This is a genomic window from Verrucosispora sp. WMMA2121 (assembly GCF_027460185.1).
Taxonomy (GTDB): domain Bacteria; phylum Actinomycetota; class Actinomycetes; order Mycobacteriales; family Micromonosporaceae; genus Micromonospora; species Micromonospora palythoicola.
This window is the reverse complement of the sequence record NZ_JAPZBH010000004.1, coordinates 1,678,749-1,690,000: the sequence shown is the minus strand read 5'-3', so window position 1 is coordinate 1,690,000 and position 11,252 is coordinate 1,678,749. Positions and strand designations below refer to the sequence as shown.

Below are 11,252 nucleotides of genomic sequence, written 5' to 3'. Positions count from 1 at the left end.
ATGACCAAGGGTTCCAGGGCCAGGTTAATCCGCCCTGGGTGAGTCGGGACCTAAGGCGAGGCCGAGAGGCGTAGTCGATGGACAACGGGTTGATATTCCCGTACCCGCGAAGGAGCGTCCCTGACGAACCTCGTTGTGCTAACCACCCGAACCAGCCGAGACCTTCGGGTCGAGGTTGGGGAGCGTGGGAACCTGGCGGGTAGTAGTCAAGCGATGGGGTGACGCAGGAAGGTAGCTGAGCCCGGCCGGTGGTTGTGCCGGGGTAAGCGTGTAGACCGCATCATAGGCAAATCCGTGGTGCATGAAGGTTGAGACGTGATGCCGAGCCGAGTCAGGTGAAGTCAGTGATCCTATGCTGCCGAGAAAAGCCTCTAGCGAGTTTCGAGCGGCCCGTACCCCAAACCGACACAGGTGGTCAGGTAGAGAATACCGAGGCGATCGGGCGAACTGTGGTTAAGGAACTCGGCAAATTGCCCCCGTAACTTAGGGAGAAGGGGGGCCGGAGACGTGAAGCCCCGCGCGGGTGGAGCGTTGTATGGCCGCAGAGAGCAGGGGGAAGCGACTGTTTACTAAAAACACAGGTCCATGCGAAGAAGTAATTCGATGTATATGGACTGACGCCTGCCCGGTGCTGGAACGTTAAGGGGACCTGTTAGCTCTTCGGGGCGAAGCGGAGAACTTAAGCGCCAGTAAACGGCGGTGGTAACTATAACCATCCTAAGGTAGCGAAATTCCTTGTCGGGTAAGTTCCGACCTGCACGAATGGCGTAACGACTTCCCCACTGTCTCAACCACAGGCCCGGCGAAATTGCAGTACGAGTAAAGATGCTCGTTACGCGCGGCAGGACGGAAAGACCCCGGGACCTTTACTATAGCTTGACATTGGTATTTGAGTCGGCTTGTGTAGGATAGGTGGGAGCCGGTGAAGCTCATACGCCAGTATGGGTGGAGGCAATCTTGAAATACCACTCTGGTTGATTCGGGTATCTAACTTCGGACCGTTATCCGGTTCAGGGACAGTGTCTGGTGGGTAGTTTAACTGGGGCGGTTGCCTCCTAAAGGGTAACGGAGGCGCCCAAAGGTTCCCTCAGCCTGGTTGGCAATCAGGTGTTGAGTGCAAGTGCACAAGGGAGCTTGACTGTGAGACTGACGGGTCGAGCAGGGACGAAAGTCGGGACTAGTGATCCGGCACTTGCGTGTGGAAGCGGTGTCGCTCAACGGATAAAAGGTACCCCGGGGATAACAGGCTGATCTTCCCCAAGAGTCCATATCGACGGGATGGTTTGGCACCTCGATGTCGGCTCGTCGCATCCTGGGGCTGTAGCAGGTCCCAAGGGTTGGGCTGTTCGCCCATTAAAGCGGTACGCGAGCTGGGTTTAGAACGTCGTGAGACAGTTCGGTCCCTATCCGCCGTGCGCGTAGGATACTTGAGAAGGGCTGTCCCTAGTACGAGAGGACCGGGACGGACGAACCTCTGGTGTGCCAGTTGTCCCGCCAGGGGCACGGCTGGTTAGCTACGTTCGGAAGGGATAACCGCTGAAAGCATCTAAGCGGGAAGCCTGCTTCAAGATGAGGTATCCCACCACCTTCGGGTGGGTAAGGCCCCCAGCTAGACGACTGGGTTGATAGGCCGGAAATGTAAGCCCGGTAACGGGTTCAGTTGACCGGTACTAATAGGCCGAGGACTTGACTACAACGATCGCTCGCGTCCACTGTGTAACTCACAACAAACAAACACACACCCCTGACACGATAGTGTCAGCAAATTGGTGTTGTTTGACATGTTGATAAGGTTACGGCGGTCATGGCGGAGGGGAAACGCCCGGTCACATTCCGAACCCGGAAGCTAAGCCCTCCAGCGCCGATGGTACTGCACCCGGGAGGGTGTGGGAGAGTAGGACACCGCCGGACATTCTTCGTTTGAGGGCCACCCCTGATGGGGTGGCCCTCAAACGCGTTGGGGCTCCTTCCGGCTTACGCCCTCGGCCCAGCACGTGTTCGTCGCCGCGGTGTCGGCGGCGCGATTAGCGGCTCGTTCGAGGAGATCTGGCATCCGGCTGCCTATCGCTCTCGCCTGGAGATCCGGGTGCAGGAAGAACGCATGGTTCCGACGCCGTCTCCCGATGACCTGGGTAGGCGGCGCCGTCGAGAAGTCGGTCAGGCATAGTCGCGAAGCTCGTCGGAGCGCCTCGACAGGGAACGGCCCCGCCGGCGCGGAGGCGGGCGGGGCCGTGACCGAGCTGGCGCCCGGTGGACGTCAGGCGGGTTTCTTGGCGCAGATGAAGCGGGGTTCCGCACTGTAGGTCCAGCTGAACTTCTCCCGCTTGACGACCTTGCCGTCCTTCTTGATCACCCGAAACGCGTCCTGGGTGAAGCCCTGGCTGCCGTTGGCGGGGATGCAGCTCGGGCCCGGTTCGAGGTAGACGGTCTTCGGCGAGGTGATGTTCCGCCGCGGGCCGTACTCGGTCTTCACGCTGTCCCAGATCTTTGTGCTCCACATCGATACCGTCACCGAACTGCCGGTGTAGGAGGTGTCGATCAGCACGCCGTATTCGGTGTTGTTGCGGAACTTGAAGTCGAGGTTGGGCCAGAAGATGGTCGACTCGATGACCGCCGGGTACCGGCTGAAGTAGTACGAGTGGGGCTTGTGCTCGACGTCCTCCAAGCCGGCGTAGTAGGAGGCGTTGAAGAGGGTCGTGGTGAACTGCGAGGTGCCGCCGCCGACGCCCGGCACCAACTTGCCGTCGAGGATCACCGGCGCGTCCCGGTAGCCCTGGGCGTAGCCGCGTTCGCCGGTGTGACCGTTCAGCGAGAACGTCTCGCCGGGCAGGACCACGGTGCCCTTCACATCGTTGGCGATCGTCACGATGTTCTGGCTACGGGGCGAGGAGAGCCCGCCGGTGAAGTTGGTGGTGAAGGACGACACCTTCTCCTTGATCCCCAGGCTGCGGAGCTTCGCCGCGGTCAGCTTCGGCTCGACCGGCTTCAGCTCGGCGGAGACCGTACGATCCGTGCCGCTCGGCAGGACGGCGAGCAGGTCGCTACCGAGACTGCTGGTGTCGACCTGCTTGCCGGGCCGTCCGTCCTTCACCTTCGGTTTGCCGCCAGAGATGCTCATCGTGGCGTTCTTCGGGGCCACCTCGACGGTGTCGAGCTTGCTGCCGAGCGCGGCCTTCAGCTTCTTGACGTCCACGCTGGGCGTGAGCTTGCCGGTCTTGTCGGCCTTGAACCGGAGGCCCTTCGCGATGGCCGTCGGCGGAATGGTGACCGAACCACGCTCCGTGGTCAGCTTGACCGGTGCCGCCACCGCCGGCTCGGCCAGCTCGGCGACCAGCCGGTCAACCTCCTCGGCCGTGGTGGCCGGGTGGTTCTCGACAAGCGGGACGGTCACCGGCTGCCCGTTCAACCAGCCCTGCTTGACGACCTCGGCGGAATGCTCCGGGTCGATGGTGAGGCTGGACTTCGGGTAGCGCACCTTCGGCTTCGTACCAGAGAAGGTGATCGCCGGCATGGTCATCTTCCGGCCCTGGTCGCCCACGAGCTCCTTCAGCGCGGTCTCCAGCTTCGGCACGTCCACCGAGACAACCGGCTCGACCTCCCGCGAGCCGACCAGGCGGTCCACGGCGTGGGCACTCGTCGCGGCGGCGGCGGCCACGGTGGCCTCCACGTCGACGGTGAGCCCCACCTCGGCGGGATTGATCTCGGCCGTCCGCTCGCCGACGCGTACCTGGATGGGGGCCTGGAGTTCGGCCGCCCGGCGGTCCAGCTGCGCCTGTAGCTCCCGCGCGGCGTCCGTCCGGCTGCGCCCACCGAGTTCGGTACCGAGGACGCTGGTGCCGCGCGGGACGTCACCCGCGTAGGCCCAGACCGCCACCGCGCCCACCGAGCCGAGCACGGCGGTGGCCACGCCGGAGGCGAGCAGCAGCCGGAATCGGCGGGAGCGGGATCGGTCGCCGTCCGGCGGAACGGGCGCCGGTCGGACCGGCTCTTCGATCGGCCAACTGACCGCAGTCACCTGCACCGTCGGCCGATCGTCGGCCGGCGGGGGGCGTTCTTCGCCGTACAGCGTCACAACTACCTCTTAGCGACGTACCGCATGCGGAGCCAGGGGATCCTACTCCGGAAGAGAACCACGGTAGCCAACCGAACCACCGTCGGGGAGCCCGAGTCGCCACGGATCCCCAGTCGTGCCCGTTCAACGTGGCGGGCAGGCCGAATTGTCACTCCTGGTGACGGTCGGATGTCCCGCCTGTCAGTGCCGACCGCGCACGAACACCAGCCAGGCCATCACCACGGCAGACAGCGTGGCGACGGTCAGCGAGCAGCTCAGCACCCCCGTCACGGTGCGTGGCGCGACCAGGGCGGCTGCCGCGGTCAGCCCGGCCGTCGCCAGCCAGAGCGGCGCGGCGGGCCATCGCGCGGCGGTCGCCACCCGATCGTTCACCAGCATGAAGACCACCGCGTAGAGCGCCCCGACGGCCGCGAACATCGGCGCCGTCCCTGCCAGGTGCAGATAATCGGCGCCGCCGACGAGCCGGAAGGCCAGCTCGCCGGCGACCGCCGAACTCACCACCAGGACCGCCCCGCACGCCAGGATCAGCGCCAGGGCCACCAGTCGGGCCCGCCGATCACCCTGGGCCAGCCGGGGCAGCACCAGCAGCGTGACGACCTGAGGCGCCCAGAGGGCACCCTTGCTGAGGACCGCGCCGACGGCGTACGCGCCGGAGTCGGCCGCCGGTAGGAGTTGGCGGGCCAGGATCAGGTCCGCGTACGAGATGGTGAGCATCGCCAGCGTCGCGCCGCACGCCGTCATCACCTGCCGCGCCCCTAGTCGCTGCCCGGCGGGGTGCCGGGCGGGTGACGTCCCGGTCACGACATCGGGGCGATCGGACGTGGCCGGGTCGGCCGGTCGCGGGTACTCGGGTGAACTGGCGAGACGGGCCAGGAGCGGCAGCGCGAACAGGCCGGTCAGGGTGGTCAGGAGCAGGCACACCTCCGGCCCCCGGCCGAGCAGCAGCCCGGCGACCAGTCCCCCGTAGCGACCGAGGGCCACCGCGACCATCGCCGCGGCGAGCCGCAGGAAACGTTCCTGCCCCTGGAGTTCGCCGAGCCACCGCCCGCTGAGCACGGTGGCGAACGTGGTGGTGGCGAGCAGCAGCGTGAGTGCCAGCGGCAGCCGCAGGGCGACGGTCAGCACCGGTGCGGCGGCAGTCGTCACCCCGGCCGTGAGGGCTGCGGTTCGTAACCCGAGACGGCGGGTGTCACCAGCGCCCCGGCGGGCCCGGTGGGCGGCCACCGCGATCTGCAGACCGAAGCCGGGTACCGCCGCGATCGCGGCCAGCGCGAGAACCGTCGCCAGCGCGCCCAGGTCGGCGGCGGTGAGCCGGCGCGCACCGAGCATCGGAACGACGTACGCCAGGGCATTGGTCACCACGGTCGCGACGGTGACCGCGGCACCGGCCGCGCCGAGTCGCACCCGTGCGACGTCCCTGCTGGTGGTCTGGGCCATGCCGGCTCGGCCTACTCGGGCTTCGGTGCCGGGTTGCCGATCGCGATTTCGTTGGTGCAGAACGAGATGTCCGTCCCGCGCACGGTCAACTCGACCGAGTCCCCGCCGCCGATGATGCGGAAGAATCGCTGGTTGAGGCCCTTCTTGATCGGGAACTCGGCGGTGCCGGTGCCGAGCCGTAGCGTCGCCGTGCCGGTCGTCGAGCTGAGATAGCCGATCCGGACCACCCAGTGCCAGTCCTGACGGGGCTCGTTGAGCGGCATCCGTACGCTCTGCCCGCCGGAGACGAGGTAGCCGCAGCCTTCCTGTGGTCCCGGCTGGATGGTGCTGCCGATGACCGTGGCCACCTGGATCCGGCCGAGGGAGTCCAGCACCGACAGGTTGTCGGCCTCGTCCACGAACGTGGGGCGGGTGCCGAAGGCACGGAAGAACCGGGACTGCAGGTTGTACGGCCAGGACAGGTTGGGCACGACCTCGTTGGGCACCGGGCCGTCGAAGAACACGGTGTCCGGCGGCGCGCTGGCCATCTCGATCCGCACCGTGTCGACGTACGACCTGCCGGACTTGGCCGCCCACTCGTCGCTGTACCGGGACGTGGTCCAGACGGTGCCCAAACAGACGGCGACGAGCACCAGGGCGAGCACGACGTGCACCGCCTCCCGGTAGCGCTCCGGCAGCGGACCGAACAGCCCGGGCGGAGGAGGAGAGTCGGCGACCAGCGGTCGCCGTTCCGGCTCGGCCGGTTGCTCGACGGCCTGGCGCGGGGACGCCGATGGAGCCGTGGCGTCGCCCGGATCCGGCCCACCGGCCGGGTGCTGGCTGGCGACCGGCCCCGGGCTGTCGACTGCGCCGGCCGCACCGTCCGGCACGCGTTCGGGGGTCAGCACCGACGGCACCGGCTCGGCTGCTGCGGTGGGCTGCGGCTCGGGGTCGACGGGAGCTTCCGCGTGGATGACGCCGAGCCTCGCCACCACCTGTCTCGGTGGCCCGGTCCGGACCGACTCGGCCAGCACCGGTGTGGTCGAGCCGGCCGGCGGGGTGGACGACACGGGGTCCGGTGCGGTCGGGGCGCTGCTCGGTACGGCCACGGTGCGGTCCGGAGTCGTCACGTCCGCTGGTTTCGGGTGGACCTCCGGTCCCGCTGGCGAGATGTCGAGGTTTGCCGGTTCGGTTTCCCTGGTGCCCCGGGACGGCCGGGCCAGCCCGACCACGGCGACGCCGAGACAGATGGCGGCCACCACGACGACGTCACTGACATACCGGGGCACGCCACCGGCGACCCCGCTGAACGTGGAGCCGAGTCGGGTCGCGGCCAGCATGCCCGCCACCAGGACCAGGTACGCCCCGAGCAGCAGCCAGGCGCGGCCGGCGCGACGACGGCGGCGTACGGTCGCCACGATCAGGGCCACGACCAGGGTCCAGGCCACCCACCTGCCAAGTTCCGGTGGTGCCGCGACCGGTGCGCCGTCCCCGGCCCCCAGCCATCGCCACGGCCCACCGACCAGGCCCGGCATCACGGTGGACCCGAGCATCTGGGTGAGGAAGGTGAACACCTCGCCGACCGATGTCGGCCGCCGCAGCGAGGACTCCGAGTTGATCAGGTAGGCGGCGAGGAAGCCGAGCGACAGCGCGGTCAGCAGCAACCAGGAAGGCCACCAGCGGCGGAGGGTGATCCAGAGGGTACGGAAGAAGCCGCCGTCGGCGTAGAGGGCGGCAGTGAGCAGGAAGACCAGCGCGACGACCAGGATCGCCTTCTCGAAGAAGACGAGGCCGAGCAGCACGGACAGGGCCAGCGTCAGCAGATGCCGCTTGCGCCCGGTCTGCACGTAGCTGACCTGTGCGCTCACCGCGAGCACCATGGCGATCTGCATCGGCAGCATGTTGACCCCGACGGCCCACCACGACGTGGCCTCCAGCGTCAACGGGCTGAACATCAGCGCGCCGAGCGGCAGGAGCAACAGCCAGGACGGTCGCAGCAGCCGGCGCAGCAACCGGAGGAAGGCGATGCCGAGGATCGCCTGGCCGAGCGCCATCAGCAGCACGTACGGCCAGTACACCATCCCGAGGTGTTCGGTGATCAGCCAGGTGATCAGCCGGCCGGCGGGCATGAGGTGGTTGTTGTAGAGGGTGAGCAGGTGCCCGACGGTCAGGTCGGCCTCGGCCGCCTGTGTGATCATCACGTAGTCGTCGGCTGCCAGGAAGCCGCGCGAGGCCAACTGGGCGCGCCACAGCACGCTGAGGGCGACGATCGCGAGCGCCACCGTCCGGATCCGGTCCGCACCCAGCCAACCGCCGGTGCCCTCCGCCGCCGGGGCACCCCCCGTGGGCATCGACGAACCCGCATCAACCCGGTCCCGGCGCGGCGCGTCCGGACCAACGGTCCGGTCGACCGTGAGGGAAGGCGGGGAAGGGTTCGCTGCCATGGCGGGAACACTGCCACACCGACCGTCGCGCCTTACATCAGGTCAACGGATGGTTCGATGGTCATCGGCCCGACCACGGCCGCGTACAGTGGCCGCCACCAGCGCGGCCGATCGCCGCGCGCCGGCAGTGGTGAGGTCGACGGATGCGGGAACGGCTGGTGCCGCACGTGGTGGCCGCCACCGTGACGACGGTGGTGCTGGCGCCGCTGGCCCTGCCCGGGTACGTGCTGCGCTACGACATGGTCTTCGTGCCCCGGCCGGCCTTGAGCTGGGAGGTCATCGCCCCGGCCACGGCCCTGCCCCGGGCCGTCCCGCAGGACGCCGTGGTGGCGCTGGTCTCGCAGCTGCTCCCCGGGTGGCTGCTGCAACGACTGGTGCTGGTGGCGATTCTCTACCTGGCCGCGCTGGGCGCCGCGCGGCTGGTGCCGACGCAGCGGGTCGGGGTGCGGGTGGTGGCCGCCCTCGGGTACGCGTGGACGCCGTACCTGGCCGAGCGGCTGCTGATCGGGCAGTGGGGGCTGCTGGTCGCGTACGCCGCACTGCCCTGGCTGGTGCGGGCCGCGATCGGGGTGCGTGACGGCGAGCGGGGTGCCCTGCGTCGGCTGTTGCTGGCCGCGGCGGCGTCCGCGATCACTCCGACCGGCGGGCTGCTCGCCCTGGTCGTGGTCACCGTGCTGCTGGTCGGGCGGTACTCGGGAGCGGCCCGGACCGCCCTGACCGGGATTGGTACGACGCTGCTGCTGAACGCGCCGTGGCTGGTGGCCGGGTTCGTCAGTACGGGCTCAGGCCGCTCCGACCCGGTGGGGGTGGCGGTCTTCGCCGCCCGCGCGGAGAACTGGGCGGGGCCGCTGGTGGCGCTGGCCGGCACCGGCGGAATCTGGAACGGACAGGCCACCCCGGCGTCCCGCGGCGGATGGCTGATACCCGTGGCGACGCTGCTGGTGCTGGCGGTCGCCGGGTACGGCGTGCCGGTGCTGTGGCGCCGCTGGTCGGCGCCGGTCGTCGGTCGGCTCGGCCTGCTGGCGGTCGCCTCGTGGCTGGGTGCCGCGCTCGGGGTGCTGCCCGGTGGGGCGAGCCTGCTGGGCTGGCTGGTCACCGCCGTGCCCGGTGCCGGGCTGCTCCGCGACGGGCAGAAGCTGCTGATGCCGTACGTGCTGCTGCTGGTGGTCGCCGGAGCGCTCGGCGCGGAGCGATTGGCGGGACGCCTCGCGACCCGGTTCGACCAGGCCACCGGGCGGGTGCTGCTGGCCGGCGCGGCATTGCTGCCGCTGGCGGTGCTGCCCGACCTCGCCGTCGGCGGCGCGGGACGGCTGCGGCCGGTGGCGTGGCCGGCGGACTGGGAGACGGTGGCGCGGCTCGTCGACGAGCGGCCGGGCGAGGTGGTGTCGCTGCCGTTCCAGGAGTATCAGAGCTACGCGTGGAACGGTGGCCGGGTGGTGATCGATCCGGCGCCTCGTTACCTCGGCGTGCCGGTCCTGATCGACGACACGCTGCGGGTGGACGGTACCGCGGTCGCCGGTGAGGACCCGCGCGCCGCCCGGCTGCGTGAGCTGCTGGTGGCCGGCGAGCCGGTGGCCGCGGCCGGCCCGCGCTGGGTGCTGGTGCAGCGCGCCGCCGGCCCGACCCCGGACCCGGCGACGCTGGCCGGACTGCGGCCGGTGTACGCCGGTGCCGAGCTGACGTTGTACGAGAATCCGGCGTGGCGTCCGGCGGCGCGGCCGAGCCGTCCCGGCCCGGTGGGCCTGGCGCACCTGTTGGCCGGAACGGTGGTGCTGGTCCTCGTTTTTTCGGGCACTGCGCGATTGTGCTACCGCGTGGTAGCGTCCCGGCACGCGAGTCCCGCGGAAGGAGAAGGTGGATGAGGAACCTGCCCGCGTTCGTCGCCGTCGGGGTACTCGGGGTCGTGCTCGGCATGCTCGGCAGCGTCGGTCTGGCGAACGTGCTCAGCCCGTCCGCCAAGGAGGCTGCCAACACCAAGGTGAGTGAGCAGACCGAGGCCCCGCTGTACGGCACGCGCTGACCTCGAACGGCGCGAAGGCGCCCGCAGTACGCGGGCGCCTTTCGTCGTGTCCAGGATCGTTCGGGTGCCCGGCTGATCAGCCGCTGCGCGGAGTTGCCGCCGTGACCAGCTGTGCGAACCGGGCGCCGGTCGCTGTCCAGGTGTAGCGGGCGGCGTGGGACAGGGCCGCCTCGCCCATCGCCTTGCGTCGGACGTCGTCGGCGAGCAGTTCCCGAACGGCCGCCGTGAACTCCCGCTCGTCGTCGACCAGCAGGCCGGTCTCGGTGTCGACCATCGCCTCGGCGACCCCGCCCGCGTACCTGAAGGCCACGGTCGGGGTGCTGCGGGCGGCCGCCTCCACGATGGTCAGGCCCCAGCCCTCCTTGAGGGACGGGGTGAGCGCGAGCCAGGCCGAGCAGAGCAGGGCGTGCTTCTCCTCCTCGCTGACGAAGCCGGTGAACCGCACCCGGTCGCTGATGCCGAGGGCGGCGCATCGCTCGCGCAGCGGCTCCTCCCACCACCCCTGCCCGGCCACCACCAGCTCCAACTCGGGCAGCTCCGCGGCGAGTTCGGCGACCGTACGCAGGGCGATCTCGACCCGCTTGTGCGGAACCAGGCGGCCGAGCACCAGCAGCGACGGGTTGCGGGTGCGGGGCAGGGACGGACCGGTCACCGGAGGGGTTCCGTTGGGTACCACGTCGATCCGTTCGGCGTCGACGCCGAGGGTCGCCAGCTCGGCGCGGGTCGCCTCGGAGACCGTGACGTAGCGGCACCGCCGGTAGAGCCGTACCGCGAGCCAGGATTCGATCCACCAGCCGAGTCGGCACATCCACGGTCCGAACACCACCGGCCACTGCTCCCGGTGCACGTGGTGGACCAGCGCGATGACCGGCCGCCCGGCGTAGAGCGGCGCGAAGAACGGCACGCCGTTGCAGACGTCGACGATCAGGTCCGGTCGGCCGAGACCTCGTCGGCTCAGCGGGCCCAGGCCGAACCGGCTGGCGAGGCAGACCAGCGCCGCCCGGAGGTACACGGTCATCCGCGAACCGCGCCGCAGCACGCGTACGCCGGATTCGGTGGTCCCGGCCGGCCCGGCGTTGTCGTGGGCGGCACAGAGCAGAGTCACCCGGTGACCGAAGGTGACCAACTCGGCGGCGATCCGCTCGATGTAGACCTCCGAGCCGCCGCCCTCGGGATTGGTGGTGTCTCGCCAGTTGAGGAACAGGACGTGGCGGGAGGGGGTGTCGGTGTTGTCCACGCTGCTCCTACTGGTGAGTAAGTGAGCACGATCGCGCCACCCTAGGGCGGTCCGGCCCGGCTG

At 69.3% G+C, this 11,252-nt stretch carries 6 protein-coding genes and 2 rRNA genes (1 of these 8 only partly in view); 4 read left to right on the top strand and 4 right to left on the bottom strand.

Annotated elements, in window-relative coordinates; all coding sequences use genetic code 11:
• Positions 1-1,694, top strand: a 23S ribosomal RNA gene (locus tag O7605_RS08540) (it extends 1,416 nt beyond the left edge of the window).
• A gap of 100 nt (positions 1,695-1,794) precedes the next feature.
• A 5S ribosomal RNA gene (gene rrf / locus O7605_RS08535) occupies positions 1,795-1,911 on the top strand.
• Positions 1,912-2,257: 346 nt separating this feature from the next.
• Here rrf and O7605_RS08530 read toward each other — a convergent pair.
• The 3 genes from O7605_RS08530 to O7605_RS08520 form a co-directional block, all read right to left on the bottom strand.
• On the bottom strand, positions 2,258-4,072 hold the full coding sequence (locus tag O7605_RS08530; RefSeq protein ID WP_269737378.1) for a VanW family protein: 1,815 nt from the start codon (positions 4,070-4,072) through the stop codon (positions 2,258-2,260).
• A gap of 180 nt (positions 4,073-4,252) precedes the next feature.
• Positions 4,253-5,509 carry a polysaccharide biosynthesis protein gene (locus O7605_RS08525; RefSeq protein WP_269737377.1) on the bottom strand — a complete coding sequence of 419 codons (1,257 nt, stop codon included), beginning with the start codon at positions 5,507-5,509 and terminating at the stop codon, positions 4,253-4,255.
• Positions 5,510-5,520: 11 nt separating this feature from the next.
• Positions 5,521-7,839 carry a hypothetical protein gene (locus tag O7605_RS08520; protein ID WP_269737376.1) on the bottom strand — a complete coding sequence of 773 codons (2,319 nt, stop codon included), beginning with the start codon at positions 7,837-7,839 and terminating at the stop codon, positions 5,521-5,523.
• A 236-nt stretch (positions 7,840-8,075) separates the two neighbouring features.
• Here O7605_RS08520 and O7605_RS08515 point away from each other — a divergent pair, with 236 nt between their 5' ends.
• Together O7605_RS08515 and O7605_RS08510 are read left to right on the top strand one after the other, a co-directional pair.
• Positions 8,076-9,794, top strand: a complete 1,719-nt coding sequence (locus O7605_RS08515; protein WP_269737375.1) for a hypothetical protein — start codon at positions 8,076-8,078, stop codon at positions 9,792-9,794.
• The gene (locus tag O7605_RS08510) at positions 9,791-9,952 is read left to right on the top strand and encodes a hypothetical protein (protein ID WP_164449583.1); all 162 of its coding nucleotides are present in this window, start codon (positions 9,791-9,793) and stop codon (positions 9,950-9,952) included. The genes O7605_RS08515 and O7605_RS08510 overlap by 4 nt, the downstream gene beginning before the upstream one ends.
• 76 nt (positions 9,953-10,028) lie before the next feature.
• Here the strand turns inward: O7605_RS08510 and O7605_RS08505 are convergent, their stop codons facing one another.
• Positions 10,029-11,189 carry a glycosyltransferase family 4 protein gene (locus O7605_RS08505; protein ID WP_269737374.1) on the bottom strand — a complete coding sequence of 387 codons (1,161 nt, stop codon included), beginning with the start codon at positions 11,187-11,189 and terminating at the stop codon, positions 10,029-10,031.
• Positions 11,190-11,252 lie beyond the last annotated feature (63 nt).

Bases quoted from the DNA above. Each gene is read 5' to 3' on its own strand.
- O7605_RS08515 (WP_269737375.1), top strand. From the start codon at position 8,076: ATGCGGGAACGGCTGGTGCCGCACGTGGTGGCCGCCACCGTGACGACG.
- O7605_RS08510 (WP_164449583.1), top strand. From the start codon at position 9,791: ATGAGGAACCTGCCCGCGTTCGTCGCCGTCGGGGTACTCGGGGTCGTG.
- O7605_RS08520 (WP_269737376.1), bottom strand. From the start codon at position 7,839: ATGCCCACGGGGGGTGCCCCGGCGGCGGAGGGCACCGGCGGTTGGCTG.
- O7605_RS08525 (WP_269737377.1), bottom strand. From the start codon at position 5,509: ATGGCCCAGACCACCAGCAGGGACGTCGCACGGGTGCGACTCGGCGCG.